Here is a 16362-nt window from a genome sequence, read left to right as displayed (position 1 = left end):
GAGAGCCCCCACCCCAGCCCTCCCCCGCAAGCGGGAGAGGGAGCGCACCTTCGTCGCGGTTACTGTCCGACCTCTCAGGATCGCGCCTTAGCGCGGCTTCGGCATTCGCTTGAACCTGACGCTCCTGCCGTCGGCCTGACGGGTGGCGATGTAGCCGGCGTCGAGGCAGGCTTCGCGCTGCGGCATCTTCTCCTGCGGGCTGCGCAGGGTTTCCCACCACGACGCCCGGTGCGCGGCGCGCGGCAGCGCCGCATCGATGATCGCCTCGATCTCGTCGAAGGTCAGCACGAATTCGGGCAAATGCTGCTTCTTCAGATAATCCCGCAGCGCGTCGTAGTCGTTCACAACATCCTCGATGACAAAAAGCCAGGGTCCGGCAACCACCCGTTAACCCATTCGGCGGCCGCTGTCGCCATTTAAGGCGACAACAAGATTTCCCGTTGCATGACGGCACTTTGGAGCGGGACATGCCATTTCAACGGGGAAACGACGCAAGGCGGCGCTGGCGGCTATCGGCCAAGCTGCTGATCGCAGCGTCCGTTGCGACCGTCCTCGGCTTTTCCGCGGTCTGCGCCGGCGTGATGTTCGACATGCGCCGCGGCGAGGAACAGCTGGCTCGCCGCACCCTGGAGAATTTGGCGTCAGGCATCGAGGCCGACATCAGCCGCAACGTCGAGCTCTACGACCTGTCGCTGCGCGCGGTCGCCAGCAATCTGGAAATGCCGGAGATCCGCGGCGTCAGCAAGGAACTGCGCCAGCTGATCCTGTTCGATCACGCCGCGACCGCAAAGCATTTCGGCGCGATCCAGGTGTTCGACACCAAGGGCAATCTGACCATCGACGCGGCGAGCCTCGATCCGCAGCCAGAGAACCGCAGCGACGAGGAGTATTTCGCCATCCAGCGTGACCATCCCGACACCGGGCTGTATGTCAGCCGGCCGATGCTGCATCGCGGCGCCTACGCCATCGTGCTGAGCCGGCGCATCGCCGGCGACGACGGCCGCTTCCTCGGCGTCGTGGTCGGCTCGATCCGCTTCAGCTACTTCCACGATCTGTTCGGGCGGCTGAACCTCACGCCGGGCGACACCATCACGGTGTTGCGCAGCGACCGCACCATCATCATGCGGACGCCGTTCGATCTCGACGTAATCGGCAAGAACCTCGCTGAGCAGCTGGACTGGAGATCCGAGAACCTGAAGGTGGGCGGCGCGTTCTCCGGCAAGGGCCCGGTCGACGACACGCCGCGGCTCTATGTCAGGCGCAGCAGCAGCAGCGGGCCGCTTTACGTCGTGGTCGGCAAGCCGCTCGAAGCCGTCTTCAATCTGTGGCGCACCGAGGCGATCCGGATCGGCACGATCATGGCCGTTCTGGTGCTGTTCGTGCTCAGCGCGACGCTGGTGCTGGCCCGCGAGATCGTCCGCCGCGCCGACGCCGAGGACAAGCTCGAGGAGCTGGCGACCACCGACGCGCTCACCGGCCTGAAGAACCGGCGCAAGTTCGATGCCGAGATCGACCGCGAATGGCGCCGCGCCGGCCGCTACGGCCAGCCGGTCGCTCTGCTGATGATCGATGCCGATCACTTCAAGGCCTATAACGACACCTATGGGCATCAGGCCGGCGATCAGGTGCTGGTGGGAATCGCGATCTGCATTTCCGATGCGGTGCGCCGCGCCGGCGATTGCCCGGCGCGCTTCGGCGGCGAGGAATTCGCCGTGCTGCTGCCCAACATGACCGCGCTCGAGGCCTTCAACCTGGCAGAAACCATCCGCGGCAAGGTCCAGCAATGGTGCGAGGGTGAGCTGATCACGACGGTGAGCATCGGCGTCGCCAGCATCCGGCCGCTCGCCGGCCAGCCATGGTCCGACCTGATCGAAGCCGCCGACAAGGCGCTCTACGCCGCCAAGGCCAACGGCCGCAACCAGTCGGTGCTCGCCACCGTGTCGAAGATCGCGCTGGTGGCGTGAGCGAGTCGTGCCCGATGTCGCGCCACATCCCCTGCGTCGTCCCGGCAAAGGCCGGGACCCATATGTGGACGGCCCCCGTGGCACAAGAGCTTTCTGGGATTGATCGGATCGCTTGCATCCATATGTCCGGCCTGTTGAGTGCGATCGAATGGATCGCTGGCCAAGATGGTGTGCGCGATGCGAGTTCCAAACAACCACGCGACCTGTTGACGGCCGATGGGTCCCACGGATTGTCTCGCATCGTTGCTCGATCGATCGCTCCATCTGCTCTTGCAGCTCCGGGTCGGCTGACGAGCGAGCCCGCCAGCCGGCCAATCTGTTAAGCGGTACCCGTCGTCGCGGCATTCAGCCGTGCGGCGTCATAACTCTCACCCGTCACCATCAGCTTCCAGACGATGCGCGCCACCTTGTTGGCGAGCGCTACGGCCGCAAGCTTCGGCGGCTTACGCTTGATCAGCGCCAGCAGCCAGCGCGAGTGATGACCGCGCCCCCGCCTGGCCTGCTGGATCACCGCCGTGGCCCCGACGACCAGCAGACGGCGCAGGTCCTGGTCGCCCGCCCGGGTAATCTTGCCGAGCCTGGTCTTGCCTGCGGTGGAATGGTCCTTGGGCGTGAGGCCGAGCCAAGCCGCAAAGTGACGACCGGAGCGGAACGCGCCCGGATCAGGTGTCTTCATCACCAGCATCGTTGCAATGATCGGACCGACCGAGGGGATCTGAGCCAGGCGCCGGCCCGTGGCATCGCCGCGGTGCCAGGCCATCAGCCTGGCCTCAACCACCTCCAACTCGCCCTCAAGCCTGACGCACTCCCGGCCCAGCACGACAAACAGCTCGCGCGCCAGAGCGGGAAGCGTCTCGTCCTGCGCGATCCGCGCCAGCAGTGGTTCGATCGCGTCCAGTCCCTTGGGCGCGATCAGGCCATACTCCGCCGCATGGCCGCGGATCGTGTTGGTCAATTGGGTGCGCCGGGCGATCAGTCCGTCGCGGACCCCCATCAGCATCAGCGCAGCCTGCTGCTCGGCCGTCTTCACCGGCACAAAGCGCATGCTCGGCCGGCTCATCGCTTCACACAGGCCTTCTGCATCACGCCCGTCATTCTTGTTCCGCATCACGTAGGGTTTAACCAATTGCGGCGCCATCAGCTTCACCTCGTGACCGAGCTTGGAAAGCTCGCGCGCCCAATATTGCGACGCCCCGCAGGCCTCCATCCCGATCACCGTCGGCGGCAATTTGGCGAAGAACTCCAGCACGAGTTTGCGCGAAAGCTTCTTGCGTAAGACCGGCTGCTCGGACGCATCAACCCCATGCAGCACAAAAATATGCTTCGACGTATCCATCCCAATGCGGATAATCTGGTTCACGGACGGCTCCCATGTCTGAGATTTGCAACAACCTCATTCTGGCACACTGATGCCGTAGGGGGCCGTCCACACCATCAACCACCGCATGTGATTGTAAGCGGGATTGTGGCCGCAGCGTCACGCAACAACGAGCATTCGGGGTAATGGGTCCCGGCCTCCGCCGGGACGACGGTGAGAATGTGGCACGTCCTTTGACTCGCGCGGCGCTGCATCCGGGGCTTGCTGCAATCATCGCTGCATCAGCGAGCAAAAGCGCGCGGCCCCGCCGTGGCACCGCCAACTCAACCGCGATGCTTCTTCTTTGGCTTCTTGCCGAACTTCGGCTTCGCCGCCGACACGTCTGGCCAGTGTCCAGGCTGGCCGGGTTTGTTCCGATGCTGCTTTTTCTTTCCGAACCTTGGCTCATCGCCAGATTTCGGCTTCGCGCCCTTTCCGTCCCGATTGAATCGGAAGGGAGCTCCGGATTCCTGCCTTGGCGCGTAGTCTTCACGCGAACGGCCCGCGCCTTCGCTCGAAAACACTCTCGCCTCGCGATCCGGCTTGCCGCGTCGCTTGGCTGCCGCCTCATCACGCGGCTCGTCGCGGCGCGGTGCGCTGTGGCCGCCGTCATCCTTGTCACGCCAAGAATCGTGCCTGGGCTTGCGGGCCGGCTTGTCCGAGGGCGCCTGCCGCTGCGGAGCGTCAGCCAGCGGCTCGATGCGGATGGTGTCTTCCTTGTCCGGACGCTTGATCTTGACAGCGAAGGAATCCGCGACCCGCGCAGCGATCTCGAACTCGGTGGTCGTATCCAGGATCTTGATGGCGCCGATGTCGTGCTTGTCGATGCCGCCGCGACGACAGATCATCGGCAACAGCCAGCGGGCTTCGGCATTCTTTCTGCGTCCGATCGAGGCGCGGAACCAGACGCTGGCCTCCTCCATGCCGTGACGCGGGGAAGCCTTGCCGGCCTTCGATCGCGGCCCGGCAGGACGATCCTCGCGGCGCGAGGTGCGCTCGCCGCGGCGATCGTCCCGGCCCCGTCCCTCGCCGGGATCGAGAATGTCTTCGGGCGCAGGCAGCCGCGCGCGATAAAACCGGGCAAGCGCCGCGGCGATCTCCTCGGGCGACCGCTCGGCAAGCAAGGCTTGTGCGAGCACCTGATCGTCGGAGCTCATCTCCTCGGAGAACACCGCATCCTGCAGCAGGCGGTCATGGTCGAGCTTGCGGATCTCATCCGCCTGCGGCGCAGAACCCCAGACCACATCGATGCCGGCCAGATCCAGCAGCAGCTCGGCGCGCCGCCGCCGTGCCGGCGGCACCAGCAGGATGCTGACCCCCTTGCGGCCGGCGCGGCCGGTGCGGCCTGAGCGATGCTGCATGACCTCCGGGTCTTTCGGCAGATCGGCATGAATGACGAGGTCGAGGCTCGGCAGGTCGATGCCGCGCGCCGCCACGTCGGTCGCGACACAGACCCTGGACCGTCCGTCACGCAACGCCTGCAGCGCCTGGGTGCGCTCGTTCTGGGTCATTTCGCCTGACAGCGAGGCCACGGAGAACCCGCGCTCCAGCAGCGCCGCCTGCAAATGCCTGACGGCTTCTCGCGTGTTGCAAAACACCAGCGCGCTCGGCGCCTCATGGAAGCGCAGCACGTTGACGACCGCGTGCTCGACATCGTCGGCGGCCACCCGGATGGCACGGTACTCGATATCGGCGTGGCCGCCCTCGTCGCCCGCGACCTCGATCCGGAACGCCTGCTGCTGATACTGCTTGGCCAGCGCGACGATGCCGCGCGGAAACGTCGCCGAGAACAGCAAAGTGCGGCGCGTGTCAGGCGTGGTCTCGAGAATGAACTCCATGTCCTCGCGGAAGCCGAGATTGAGCATCTCATCGGCCTCGTCGAGGACGACGACCCGCAATCCTGAAATATCGAGACGGCCGCGCCGCAAATGGTCGCACAACCGGCCGGGCGTGCCGACCACGATGTGGGCGCCTGCGGCAAGCTCGCGCTGCTCGCGGCGCGGGTCCATGCCACCGACGCAGGAAACGACGCGACCGTCCGCGTGCTCATAGAGCCAGGCGAGCTCGCGCTGAACCTGCAAGGCGAGCTCCCGCGTCGGCGCGACGATCAGCGCCAGCGGTGCGGCGGCCGGCTCGAACCGCTCGGCGCCGTCGAGCAGATCTTTTGCCATGGCCAATCCGTAGGCAACGGTCTTGCCCGAACCGGTTTGGGCCGAAACGAGAAGATCACGGTCGACGGCGTCGTCCGCGAGCACGGCGAGCTGGACAGGGGTCGGCTGATCGTAGTTGCGCTCAGCCAAGGCGCGGGCGAGCGGCGAACTTGTGGTCGGAAAGGGCACGGGATGGGAAACCTTGATTGGTCCGGGTGCAGAACGTCGAGCAGGACGACCTGAGGCTGCGTACCCGGCAGGCGGCACGGCCGCATGACGATTTGGGCTGCTTTACGCCAAGAACAACCAAACCGCCATGCCCCCAAGGCCCCCCAAGCCGGAAAAGGTGCCGGATCAGGCCGGTTGTCCGACCGGGGCCTGGCTGCCGGCGATCCTGTCCATCAATCCGGACAGCCGCGACGGCGGCGGGCTCGTTGCGGCAATCAGGCCGCCCGCCCCGCGCAACGCGTCCGGCACGAATTCGCAGGCCAAAAGGCGATCGCGCTGATACGGGCCGGGCATGCGGAGCGCGCCGGTTTTCGCCGCCGAGAAGCCGAAGCGGTCATAATAGGCTGCATCGCCGACGAGGATGACGGCGCGGTGGCCGAGCCGCTGCGCCCGCTGCAAGGCCTGCCGCATCAGCGCGGCGCCGATGCCGAGACACCGTGCATCCTCCGCCACCGCGAGCGGGCCGAGCAGCAGGCAGGCGTGACCGGTGCCGATCACGACCGGCCACAGCCTTAACGTGCCGACCAGCCGGCCGCCGCGCCGGGCGACCAGGGCAAGGCCGCGCGCCGGCTTGCGCCCTTCGCGCAGCCGCTCCGAGGTCTTGGCGAAGCGGCCAGGGCCGAACGCGGCATCGAGCAGGGCTTCGCGCGCCGCCACGTCGGAACGGCGCTCCCGGCGGATCGCGATCCGTTCGCGGTTCGGGGAACCAAGCAGCGGCATCACGCGACCCTCGCCAGATAGATGAAGACCTCGTCGAGGTCCCGGCACTTGAAGCGCTCGGCGAGCTCGCCCGGACGCCCCATCGCGACGACGCGGCCGCGGCTCATGATGACGACGAAGTCGCAGAGCTGCTCGACCTCGGTCATGTTGTGCGAGGACAGCAGGATGGTGGCACCGCGGCGCTTTTGATAGGCGCGCAGCCGGCTGCGCACCCACTCGGCACGGTCAGGATCGAGCGATGCCGTCGGCTCGTCGAGCAACAGCACGTCCGGATCGTTGATCAGCGCCTTCGCGACGGCGACGCGGGTCTTCTGGCCGGCCGAGAGCCGCCCGGTGACGCGGTCGAGCACGTCGCCGAGCTCGAAATCCTCGATCAGTTCCTCGATCCGCGCCTTGAGATTGGCGACGCCATAGAGCCGGCCGAATACCGTCAGGTTCTGCCGCACGGTGAGCCGTCCCGGCAACGCGACATAGGGGCTTTCGAAATTCATCCGGCTGAGCACCTTGTGACGCTCGGTCGCCATGTCGTGGCCCAGCACGATGGCGCGGCCGAAGCTTGGCACCACCAGGCCCATGATCATGGCGATGGTGGTGGTCTTGCCGGCGCCGTTGCCGCCGAGCAGGCCGACGGTCCAGCCCTTCGGCACGTTGAAGTTCACGTCGTCGACGGCCCAATGGGAGCGGTACTTCTTGCAGAGGTCTTCGACCGCGATGGCTGGCGCCTCATCGATACCGAGGCTGTCGGGCGCATTGTCCTGCGCGGGCGTGGTGTTTGGCGACACCGGTGTCAGATGTCTGCGGGGCAAAAAGCGTTCGATGCGGCTCATGGATGTCTCCCCTTACTCGCCCATGGTGAGCAGGCCGCCCTTGTGGCGGGCGCTCTGCAACAGGGCAACGAATGTGGCGAAGCCGATGCCGAGATAGACGGCATTGAGCGCGAGGCCTTCGATCATCAGGTCGGTACGGAAGGTGCCGTCGAGCAACACGGCGCGCATGCCCTCGAACACATAGGTCGGCGTCAGCGACCAGGCGACCGGATGCAGCCAGGCCGGCAGCGCCTCGACCGGGTAGTAGACGCAGCACAGCGGCAGCAGCACGATCATGATCGAGTAGGCGAGGCTTTCGGCGCCGAGGCCCTGGCGGATCACGAGGCCGGCGACGACGAGCCCGATCGCCCAGCTGGTCAGCACGAGGTTGAAGAAGAACGCGATCAACCCCGGCCCCATCGCATAGACGTTGAAGCCGAACAGCAGCAGCGTCAGCAATGTCACCGGCAACGTGCCGATCACGAGCCGGATCAGGCTCATCAGCATCAGCGAGGCCGCAAGCTCGAAAGGCTGCAACGGGCTCATCATCAGGTTGGCGAGATTGCGCGACCAGATCTCCTCCAGGAAGGTGAAGGTGAAGCCGAGCTGGCCGCGAAACAGCACGTCCCAGAGCAGGACGGCGCCGAGCAGCAGGCCGGCAGTCGAGGCCATCGCCGACTTGCTCTGATAGAGGTAGGTGTAGAGGAAACCCCACACCAGCATCTGCATCGCCGGCCAGTAGACGATCTCGAGCAGCCGGAGCCATGACGAGCGCAGGATGTAGTAATAGCGCGCCGTCATGGCGGCGATGCGGTTCAATGACTGTGTCATGGCATCCACCCGTGCGGCCGGCATTAGTCGATCTCGCGGCGGATCGGGCGGCGCTTGCCGACCTTGGGCGGAAACGCCAGCAGCGCGTTGGCCTGCACCCGGACCGGATGCTCGAGGCAGGCCGCGAGCAGATCCTCGAGATGCGCGACCGAGCCGTGCAGACGTGACATCGGCGTATCCTGGCCGAGCACGACGCGCGCCTCGACGAGGTCGACGCCGCGTTGCACGATCTCGAACTGTGCCAGATGCAGATTGCAATCGAACATCCAGCGATAGGTCGCATCCAGGATGCTGCCGGCCGGGACCTTGCGGCCGTCGCGGTTGACGAAGGCGTCGTTGAGCCGGCCGTCGATGCTCGCGATCTGCGACCAGTTGATATCAGACGGCGCGGGATTGGCGGGCTGGGTGATGTAGTCGCCCTGCACGTAGCGGATGAACGGCATCGCCTCGTTGAGCAAATTGGTGATCACGGCGATGCCGGACTGGCCGGCAGCCTGCGGCTCCATCGTGACGGGGTCGAGCACGTCGAGATGCACGGTGTCCTCGCAGACGTGATACTGGCCGTCGGGCATCTCGAGCGCGATCCGCGTCGCCTCCTCGGAGGAATATTCGTCGAGCACGGGCACGCCGAGCTGGCGCGACCATTCCTGACGGGCGGCGCGCGAGGAGTATTCCGAATGCGTCACCGCGAGATTGAGCGAAGAGCGGAACTCGTCGACATGCGGCATCAGCGCATCGAGGCTCGACGGATAGAGCGACAGGATCTTCGGCCCGAGATAGCGCAGATGCTGGGCGACGCGCGCCGGCGGGATCAGGTTGGAGATGAAAGCGGTCGGATAGTCGCCGCCGATCGAATCGAACCACCACGGCACGGTGTAGACATGGGCGAGCAGGTCCTCGGCGCGGTAATTGCCGCCGCTCTGCATCGCGAACTGGCGGACGCCCTGGATGGTGTCGGTGATGACGGCGTCATAATCGACGCGGATCAGCAAGGTCTGGCCGGACGAGCCCGACGAGCGCGTCGGAAACAAATTTTCCTGCTTGTACTTCTTGTTGACGCACTGGTCCGGGAAGGCCGCGACCAGCTCGGGCTTAGTGATGACCGGGATCTTCTGGATGTCGTCGTAGTCGCGCAGATGCTCCGGCTTGAAGCCGGCCGCATCATACTTGGCGCGGTAGACCGGAATGTCGCGGTAGGCGAGCTCGACCAGCTCCTTGATCCGGGCGAACTGCCGCGCGCGGATTTCCGACACCGGCAGGTAGGGGTGCCGCATGCATTCGCCGAGATAGTTGGCGGTGGCCGCGACCAGCTCGGGCGCTGCCTCGTTGGAGGGCTGAAAATCCGGGCGGGTGTGCTCGGTCTCCCAGAACTGGCGCTGCGGCGCGCTGGTCACATCGGCGGGAACGAGGGACGCGGCGGCTTGATCATGCTCCGGCACCAGAGCAAGGCCGTCATCGGAAACACTGATTGCAAGGGAGGACGTCATCTTCAGCTCCATGATTGACGGGAGACCGCCCGTTCATGGCGCTATCAATGGCTCGCTGTGCCGGCTCCCGCCGTGACGCGCGTCACACGCGGTCGCACACCGCGATCACCGCAGCTGCGTAGCGATTGCTTTAGGCGGCTATTTCCCCCAGGTCGCCTTCCTGATCCGCCCCTTGCCGCCGCATTTCTTGCAGGGCTCGGGATAAATCTTCCGTCCCGGCTCGCCCGGCTGCTTCACCGCTGGAAAGCCGGTCCCGTTACACGCGTCACACTTCTCTTCATCGGAAACAAGGTGCTTCACCATCAACCGCCTTGGATTGAAAAATCCGGAAGCCCGCGGGCGCGGACTTCTCCCACCCGTTGGTTACGAACGGCGGCGGGTTATGGTTTCAAGCGCATGGCTGCTCTGCGCAGCGACGCGGCAGAGAGAGAGATCGAGGGAACGACAACGGCACGATCGCCGTTGTCAACCTCTTCTTGTCGCGACCTCACTTCGCCTTGAGCGCCTTGTCGTGGCTCTCGAGCGCGGATGCCATCAGCTTCGGCAATTGCGCGGCATAGACTTCGATGAAGGTAGCATCGCCACAGGCCTCCGGATCGCGCGCGGCCTGCTCGGCGACCCGTGCCGCCTTGGCCTCGCATTTCGCGAACACGTGCCAGAACCAATCCGGGCTCTTGCCGAGCGCCGGCTTGTGCTTCTTGATGACGGCGGCGCCGACCGCACTCATCGCGTTGACGACGCCGGCGCCCAGCGTGCTGATGGCCCGCGCATTCAGGATATCCTCGCGCGACTGCGCGGTGGTGTTGCTCGCGGTCGTTCGTGCCTTTGCCGGCATGCTTTGAGCTCCTTGTCGATCCCGTCAGCTGGCGGAGCATCCGCCGCGGAAGTTGAGGAAGGCTCAAGGGGCATGGTTGACAACCGCTATGGATTTCATTCCGGTTTTATGCGCTTCCGAGCGATCGGGCCTGGAGGGGTTTTGATCCTCCCCTCCGAAATCCGTCAGCGACCGTTACCCTTTGGCGCCATAGCGCCGGATCAGCTGGTCGGCGACATCGTCGAGATTGCGACCTACGACCTGCGGCTGCGGACCGACGCCGAGCACGTCGTTGCCGGGCCGCTTGATCAGCGCGGCCTCCCAGCCGGCGGCTACCGCGCCGAGCGTGTCCCAGGTGTGGCAGGCGATCAGGCAGAACTCCGATGGTTCGGCGCCGAGCTCCCGCTCGACATAGCCATAGGCCTGCCGCGACGGCTTGTGATGCTTGACGCCATCGGCTGAAAAGCGCCGCTCGAACAGATCGACAATGCCGCCCTTCGTCAGCTGGCGCGTCTGCACCTCGAGCAGATTGTCGGTCAGCGTGAACAGCCGAAAGCCCGCCGCACGCAGCTTGCGCAGCGCCGCCGGCACTTCCGCATGAGGCGGCATGGTGGAGAATTTCTCGGTCAGCTCCTTCTTGCCCTCATCCTCGATCCTGATGCCGCGGGTGTCGGCCAGCATCTTCATGACGGCCGCGCCGATGTCGGTGAACGGCACGTAGCAGCCCGCCACCGTGAGCGCGGCCGAGTACATGATGAAATTCGCGAACCACAGCCGCATCGCGCTCTTGTCATTGAAGATGCGCGCGAACACCGGCTCCATGGTCTCGAGGTCGAGCAGGGTCTCGTTGACGTCGAACACGATCAGAGGAAGCGCCATTTCGGTCACCGTTGGGTGGGTTTGGTTTCAGCCCCTGTCCTTGACCCGGCTGCGATGCGCGGCCTGCTTGGCGCGGTTGCCGCAGACGGCCATGCTGCACCATCGGCGCGCGCGCGCCCGCGTGTGATCGGCAAATATCAGCGTGCAGGCCGGGCCCTCGCACGTCTTGATGTCGGAAAAGCTTTCCTCGCAGACGACCCTGGCCATCGCCTCGCCAATCGGCAGCAGCAGCGTTTCGGCCGAACGCCAGCGTCGCGTTCGCTTCAGCGCGAAACCATCGTGATCATCGTGACGATGCGGCACGATCTTGCTGAAGCCAGTGTCGGTTTCGAGCAGCCGGTTCAGCGGCTCCAATTCCCTGAGCGCCCGCGGCGCCAACGGCCGACCCATATGCTTGCGGACGAAGCCGCGGAACCATTCGCGCAGATCGCGCGCCTGACCGGCGACGCCGTCGAGTTCGCCCGGCGTCGCGCGCGCCTTTAGCTCGTCGAGCACATCTGACGGCACCAGCTTCGCCTGTGCGAGCCAGCGCAGCAGACCGCCCCCATCGGCGATCCAGTCGACCGGCGTATCGACCGGGGTCGCGATCGAATTGATGAAATCGAGGCCCAATGCGTCGGCGACGAACATCGCGGGCGGGTGGGATTGCACGGTAATGCCCTCCTGGCGGCTTCTTCGACCTCGCCGCAAATAACCTGATTAAAGCATGTTGACAAGTTACGAGCATTGGACCATAAGGTCCGTAACCTGTCAAATGTTATTATACAGGTTACGACCTAGACAAGGGAGCTGAAGATGTCGAACAAGGATGTCAGCGTGGTGCTTGCCCACGGCGCGTGGGCCGACGGTTCGAGCTGGGCGCGAGTGATCACGGCGCTCGACGCCGAGGGCATCGCCGCCGTGGCAGCGCCTCTGCCCCTCACCTCACTCGCCGACGACGTCGCCGCGTTGAACCGCACGCTGGATCGCGTCGAGGGGCCGGTCGTGCTGGCGGGCCACGCCTATGCCGGCGCAGTGATCGCCGAGACCCGCTCGCCGCGCGTCAAGGCGCTGGTCTATGTCGCGGCGCTGGCGCCGGATGAGAGCGAGACGGTGGCCGACGTGTTCTATCGCGCACCGCCGCATCCGTTCGCGCCAAAACTCGCGCCCGACGCCAACGGCCTGATCTGGCTGCCCGAGCCTGCCTTCGCATCGGCCTTCGCGCAAGGTGCGCGCGCCGAGGACCTCGCGGTGCTCGCCGCGGTGCAGCGGCCGATTTCGCCCGCTTGCATCACGGTCCCGGTTGGCCGTCCGAAGTGGAAGGACGTCCCGAGCTGGTTCCTGGTCGCCGAGGACGACCGGATGATCGCGCCTGAGACCCAGCGCAGTATGGCGGCGCGGATGAAGGCTGCGGTGCGTTCACATCCTGTCGATCACACCCCGATCGTCACAGCGCCAAAGCTCGTCACCGACATCATCCGGGAAGCCATCCACGGCGTTACAGAGCACTGACCTCTTTCACGATCAAAGGACAGGAGCGCTGCCATGCAGGAGAGACGTTTATCGGCCGACCGGTTCGGCGCGTTTTCCGATGCGGTGATCGCAGTCATCATTACGGTGATGGTGCTGGAGCTGAAGGTGCCGGACGGCTCGCGGTTCGCCGACTTGCTGCCGCTGTGGCCAACCGCGATCAGCTACGCGGCGAGCTATCTGTTCATCGCGGTGATCTGGGTCAATCATCACCATCTGCTGCATCTGGTGCAGCAACCGACGCCGCGGCTGATCTGGCTGAACCTCGTCCATTTGTTCGCGGTCTCGCTGCTGCCGTTCGCGACGGCCTGGGTCGCACGCTCGCACATGGCCGCGGCACCGGTGGTGGTCTATGCGGTGATCTTCCTCCTCATTGACCTCGCCTATCTCGCCGCACGCTGCTCGCGCTGCTGGTGTTCGCGGCCGGCGCCGCCGTCGCTCCTTTCGTGCCGCTGCTCGGCTTCGCCACCGTGTGCCGTGCGCTGCTACTTTATCTCAGGCCCGAGGCGATCAGCGGGCTTGTCGGGCAGACCAAATCCTAACCTCCAAAACTCACCACTACATCACGACCAAAAGGAGTGACTGATGTCTCAGGTCAAATACCGCACGGCCGATGTCGATGGCTTCAAGGTGTTCTATCGCGAGGCCGGTTCGCCGGGCGCGCCAAAACTGCTACTGCTGCACGGCTTCCCGAGCGCGGGACACATGTTCCGCGATCTGATCCCGCTGCTCGCGGACACATTCCACATCGTGGCGCCCGACCTGCCCGGTTTCGGCCAGTCCGACATGCCGCCGCGCGAGACGTTCAGCTACACCTTCGACAACATCGCCGGCGTGATCGACCGCTTCACCGAGGTCATCGGCTTCGACCGCTTCGCGGTCTATGTGTTCGATTATGGCGCGCCGACCGGCTTCCGCCTCGCGATGAAACATCCGGAGCGGATCACCGCGATCATCTCGCAGAACGGCAACGCCTATGAGGAAGGCCTCAGCGACGGCTGGACGCCGATCAAGGCCTATTGGCAGGATCCCTCGCCAGCGAACCGCGACGCGCTGCGCGCCTTCCTGACGCCGGACACCACGCGCTGGCAGTACACCCATGGCACATCGGATCCGCAGGCCGTGTCGCCCGACGGCCAGAACCTCGACAATTACTACATGGCACGGCCCGGCGCGCATGACGTGCAGCTCGACCTGTTCGGCGACTACAAGAGCAACATCGCGCTCTACCCGGCCTTCCAGTCCTACTTCCGCACCCATCAGCCGCCGTTCCTCGCGGCGTGGGGCAAGAACGATCCGTTCTTCCTGCCGCCGGGCGCCGAGGCGTTCAAGCGGGACAATCCAAAGGCGGTGGTCAAATTCCTCGACACCGGACACTTCGCGCTGGAAACCCACGCCGCCGAGATCGCGCAAGCCATCCGCGATTTCCTGAGCCGCTGACGCCTGCGTGATCCTTGCGCTTGACGGCATGGATTCGGCGCGGAACTGCGGCCATCGCCAGCCCGGTGGGCGAGACGGTGCGCAAGATGGGAGCAATCGGGCGTGCGCCTGGTGGCGCCTGATCGCACTTTACAGCCTGACTGGAAAGTCCATCCAGTCTTGGCCAACTTATCTTCCGCAGTTCGTCAAACTAGCTCCTCGATCAAGGGCGCGTTCGCGTGGCGCGACGCCGTTTCAGGCCTCGGGAGGAGTCCGATGAGGGCATTGCCAGCATTGCCGATGGGCGCAGTTCTTATTGGACATGCCCTCGCGGCGAACGCAACGGCGGTCGCTCCTGTCGACCCGCTCTGGAGCACCGAGCGGATCGAACGGTTGCCTGCCGACGTTCAACATGCTGTCCGGGCGAGATGCGCCGCGGGACCCGAGGGCGGTCACTATTTCGCGACCTTCGCCAATAATGCCACCGTCATCCACCTCGATTATTCAGCCCTGCAATGCGGCAATCAGCCAAGGCTCTGCACCGCGTCCGGGTGCCTTCACCAGACCTTCGCGAAGGTGCGCGGCAGATACGTCCTGACCCGGTCAGACTACGAGTGACCCATCGAGGCCCATTGAGTGCCGCAGACTCGACTTGTAGGCTGCCGGCCCTGCGCCGACAATGCGGGCAGCTTGCATCGCGAAGACCTCTTAGGGGGACGAGATGAGCTTTCGGGTTCTGGCCGGGATCGCCGCTGCCGTCGCGGCGACATGCACGGCGATTCCGCTGCTGCTCGCGCGAGACGGCGCGGCCCCGTTGTCGCCGGCCACGCTTGCCGAGATCGCCCGCGTGGAAGCGGAGATCGACCGGATCGAAGGCGATACGTTGACTCGTCTGACAGCCGTTCCCGACAATCAGGTGCAGCAGATCGAGCTGCTCGGCAAATTGTTGCTCTTCGACGAACAGCTGTCCGTGAACCGCAACGAAGCCTGCGCCTTCTGTCACATGCCGGAGGCCGGCTTCACCGGACCGATCTCGGAGATCAACCGGACCACGGGCTCTTATCCCGGCTCGGTCCGCACCCGCTTCAGCGAACGCAAGCCACAGACCCACACCTACGCGCCGCTGGCGCCGGTCCTGCACTACAACGAAGGCCAGGGCGATCTGGTCGGCGGCAATTTCTGGGACATGCGCGCGACCGGACGGCGCCTCGGCAATCCCGCCGCCGAGCAGGCCGAAGGACCGCCGACCAATCCGGTCGAGATGGGCCTGCCCGATATCGCCTGCGCGGTGTATCGCGTCTCGCAGCGCCCCTATCGCAGCTTGTTCGAGGCCGTTTGGGGCGCACAGGCGTTCGCGATCGACTGGCCTGCCGACGTTGAGACTGTCTGCAACACGCCGGGACCTCCATCCGCCGTCGATCCGCTCCCGGTGCATCTCAGCAATGTGGATCGCGGCCGCGCTGCGACCACCTTCGATCAGATGGCGCAGTCGATCGCGGGCTACGAGGCCTCGCACGAGGTCACGGCGTTTTCCTCGAAATATGATGCGGTGCAGGCTGGAAAAGCCACCTTCACTCCGCTGGAGCAGCAGGGATACGAGGTCTTCCGCGGCAAGGGCCTGTGCAACGAATGTCATCGCGACGGCGGCCCCGGAGAAGATCCACTGTTTACCGACTTCACCGCCAGCAATATCGGGACGCCGGCGAACCCGGAGCTGCCATATTACGCGGAAAACACGCCTGATGATCGCGGCTATGTCGCGAACAAGGATGGCGCTGCGTTCGTCGATGGCGGGGTCGGCGCCTTCCTGGCGAACGGTCATCCGCTCAGTCAGCCCTCCGCAGTCGACGCGCGCTGGAAACCGCTGGCGCCGCAGACCCGCGGCCGATTTCAGGTACCCACGCTGCGCAATGTCGACAAGCGGCCATCGCCCGACTTCGTCAAGGCCTACGGCCATAACGGCTACTTCAAGAGCCTGAAAGAGATCGTCCACTTTTACAACACGCGCGACGTGCTGCCGCGTTGCGCCGTGCATGATCCGCGCGAAGGCACCGGCTGCTGGCCAGTGCCGGAGACCGCCGACAACATGAACACCAGCAAGACCGGCCATCTCGGCCTCACCGACCAGGAGGAAAATGCGCTGGTCGCGTTCATGCAAGCGCTGACGGACGGGTACACGCCGCCGAAGAACTAGCTCG

16 protein-coding genes are annotated in these 16362 nt (G+C 65.3%); 6 read left to right on the top strand and 10 right to left on the bottom strand.

Features of this window, described 5'->3' with window-relative positions; all coding sequences use genetic code 11:
* Positions 1 to 87: 87 nt before the first annotated feature.
* Positions 88 to 345 (bottom strand): DUF7662 domain-containing protein, encoded by a 258-nt coding sequence (locus HU230_RS37680; protein WP_092123173.1) that lies wholly within the window; start codon positions 343 to 345, stop codon positions 88 to 90.
* A 122-nt stretch (positions 346 to 467) separates the two neighbouring features.
* On the opposite strand from HU230_RS37680, the gene HU230_RS37675 reads away from it, so the two are divergent.
* Positions 468 to 1964 (top strand): GGDEF domain-containing protein, encoded by a 1497-nt coding sequence (locus HU230_RS37675; protein ID WP_176533871.1) that lies wholly within the window; start codon positions 468 to 470, stop codon positions 1962 to 1964.
* A gap of 319 nt (positions 1965 to 2283) precedes the next feature.
* Here the strand turns inward: HU230_RS37675 and HU230_RS37670 are convergent, their stop codons facing one another.
* The 9 genes from HU230_RS37670 to HU230_RS37630 form a co-directional block, all read right to left on the bottom strand.
* Positions 2284 to 3324, bottom strand: coding sequence for an IS110 family RNA-guided transposase (locus HU230_RS37670; protein ID WP_176531977.1), 1041 nt, complete (start codon positions 3322 to 3324; stop codon positions 2284 to 2286).
* Positions 3325 to 3605: 281 nt separating this feature from the next.
* On the bottom strand, positions 3606 to 5660 hold the full coding sequence (locus tag HU230_RS37665) for a DEAD/DEAH box helicase (RefSeq protein WP_176533872.1): 2055 nt from the start codon (positions 5658 to 5660) through the stop codon (positions 3606 to 3608).
* Between the two features lie 165 nt (positions 5661 to 5825).
* On the bottom strand, positions 5826 to 6419 hold the full coding sequence (locus HU230_RS37660) for a GNAT family N-acetyltransferase (RefSeq protein WP_176533873.1): 594 nt from the start codon (positions 6417 to 6419) through the stop codon (positions 5826 to 5828).
* Complete coding sequence (locus HU230_RS37655) at positions 6419 to 7246, bottom strand: ABC transporter ATP-binding protein (protein WP_176533874.1); 828 nt, start codon at positions 7244 to 7246, stop codon at positions 6419 to 6421. The genes HU230_RS37660 and HU230_RS37655 overlap by 1 nt, the downstream gene beginning before the upstream one ends.
* Positions 7247 to 7258: 12 nt before the next feature.
* Entirely contained in the window at positions 7259 to 8056 is a 798-nt protein-coding gene (locus HU230_RS37650; protein WP_224943996.1) for an ABC transporter permease, read from the bottom strand.
* A 23-nt stretch (positions 8057 to 8079) separates the two neighbouring features.
* Positions 8080 to 9543 carry a phenylacetate--CoA ligase family protein gene (locus HU230_RS37645; RefSeq protein ID WP_176533875.1) on the bottom strand — a complete coding sequence of 488 codons (1464 nt, stop codon included), beginning with the start codon at positions 9541 to 9543 and terminating at the stop codon, positions 8080 to 8082.
* Positions 9544 to 10030: 487 nt separating this feature from the next.
* Complete coding sequence (locus tag HU230_RS37640; RefSeq protein WP_176533876.1) at positions 10031 to 10378, bottom strand: hypothetical protein; 348 nt, start codon at positions 10376 to 10378, stop codon at positions 10031 to 10033.
* A gap of 174 nt (positions 10379 to 10552) precedes the next feature.
* Positions 10553 to 11236 carry a haloacid dehalogenase type II gene (locus HU230_RS37635; protein WP_176533877.1) on the bottom strand — a complete coding sequence of 228 codons (684 nt, stop codon included), beginning with the start codon at positions 11234 to 11236 and terminating at the stop codon, positions 10553 to 10555.
* A 27-nt stretch (positions 11237 to 11263) separates the two neighbouring features.
* The gene (locus HU230_RS37630) at positions 11264 to 11866 is read right to left on the bottom strand and encodes a CGNR zinc finger domain-containing protein (protein ID WP_176535234.1); all 603 of its coding nucleotides are present in this window, start codon (positions 11864 to 11866) and stop codon (positions 11264 to 11266) included.
* A gap of 165 nt (positions 11867 to 12031) precedes the next feature.
* On the opposite strand from HU230_RS37630, the gene HU230_RS37625 reads away from it, so the two are divergent.
* The 5 genes from HU230_RS37625 to HU230_RS37605 all read left to right on the top strand — a co-directional run bounded on the left by HU230_RS37625 (position 12032) and on the right by HU230_RS37605 (position 16358).
* Positions 12032 to 12727 carry an alpha/beta fold hydrolase gene (locus HU230_RS37625; RefSeq protein WP_176533878.1) on the top strand — a complete coding sequence of 232 codons (696 nt, stop codon included), beginning with the start codon at positions 12032 to 12034 and terminating at the stop codon, positions 12725 to 12727.
* A 33-nt stretch (positions 12728 to 12760) separates the two neighbouring features.
* Positions 12761 to 13327 carry a TMEM175 family protein gene (locus HU230_RS37620; RefSeq protein ID WP_224943992.1) on the top strand — a complete coding sequence of 189 codons (567 nt, stop codon included), beginning with the start codon at positions 12761 to 12763 and terminating at the stop codon, positions 13325 to 13327.
* 3 nt (positions 13328 to 13330) lie between these two features.
* Complete coding sequence (locus tag HU230_RS37615) at positions 13331 to 14185, top strand: alpha/beta fold hydrolase (RefSeq protein WP_176533879.1); 855 nt, start codon at positions 13331 to 13333, stop codon at positions 14183 to 14185.
* A 255-nt stretch (positions 14186 to 14440) separates the two neighbouring features.
* On the top strand, positions 14441 to 14782 hold the full coding sequence (locus tag HU230_RS37610) for a hypothetical protein (RefSeq protein WP_176533880.1): 342 nt from the start codon (positions 14441 to 14443) through the stop codon (positions 14780 to 14782).
* Positions 14783 to 14885: 103 nt separating this feature from the next.
* Positions 14886 to 16358, top strand: coding sequence for a cytochrome-c peroxidase (locus HU230_RS37605; protein WP_176533881.1), 1473 nt, complete (start codon positions 14886 to 14888; stop codon positions 16356 to 16358).
* Positions 16359 to 16362 lie beyond the last annotated feature (4 nt).

Origin of the sequence: Bradyrhizobium quebecense, assembly GCF_013373795.3 — a bacterium.
In the GTDB taxonomy this organism is placed as follows: Bacteria; Pseudomonadota; Alphaproteobacteria; order Rhizobiales; family Xanthobacteraceae; genus Bradyrhizobium; species Bradyrhizobium quebecense.
Note: the sequence above shows the minus strand (reverse complement) of the source record. Positions and strands in the feature narration are given on the sequence as shown.

Excerpts from the sequence above, each read along its gene's own strand:
- HU230_RS37675 (WP_176533871.1), top strand. The coding sequence starts at position 468 with ATGCCATTTCAACGGGGAAACGACGCAAGGCGGCGCTGGCGGCTATCG.
- HU230_RS37660 (WP_176533873.1), bottom strand. The coding sequence starts at position 6,419 with ATGCCGCTGCTTGGTTCCCCGAACCGCGAACGGATCGCGATCCGCCGG.
- HU230_RS37655 (WP_176533874.1), bottom strand. The coding sequence starts at position 7,246 with ATGAGCCGCATCGAACGCTTTTTGCCCCGCAGACATCTGACACCGGTG.
- HU230_RS37650 (WP_224943996.1), bottom strand. The coding sequence starts at position 8,056 with ATGACACAGTCATTGAACCGCATCGCCGCCATGACGGCGCGCTATTAC.
- HU230_RS37645 (WP_176533875.1), bottom strand. The coding sequence starts at position 9,543 with ATGACGTCCTCCCTTGCAATCAGTGTTTCCGATGACGGCCTTGCTCTG.
- HU230_RS37640 (WP_176533876.1), bottom strand. The coding sequence starts at position 10,378 with ATGCCGGCAAAGGCACGAACGACCGCGAGCAACACCACCGCGCAGTCG.
- HU230_RS37635 (WP_176533877.1), bottom strand. The coding sequence starts at position 11,236 with ATGGCGCTTCCTCTGATCGTGTTCGACGTCAACGAGACCCTGCTCGAC.
- HU230_RS37630 (WP_176535234.1), bottom strand. The coding sequence starts at position 11,866 with ATGTTCGTCGCCGACGCATTGGGCCTCGATTTCATCAATTCGATCGCG.
- HU230_RS37625 (WP_176533878.1), top strand. The coding sequence starts at position 12,032 with ATGTCGAACAAGGATGTCAGCGTGGTGCTTGCCCACGGCGCGTGGGCC.
- HU230_RS37620 (WP_224943992.1), top strand. The coding sequence starts at position 12,761 with ATGCAGGAGAGACGTTTATCGGCCGACCGGTTCGGCGCGTTTTCCGAT.
- HU230_RS37615 (WP_176533879.1), top strand. The coding sequence starts at position 13,331 with ATGTCTCAGGTCAAATACCGCACGGCCGATGTCGATGGCTTCAAGGTG.
- HU230_RS37610 (WP_176533880.1), top strand. The coding sequence starts at position 14,441 with ATGAGGGCATTGCCAGCATTGCCGATGGGCGCAGTTCTTATTGGACAT.
- HU230_RS37605 (WP_176533881.1), top strand. The coding sequence starts at position 14,886 with ATGAGCTTTCGGGTTCTGGCCGGGATCGCCGCTGCCGTCGCGGCGACA.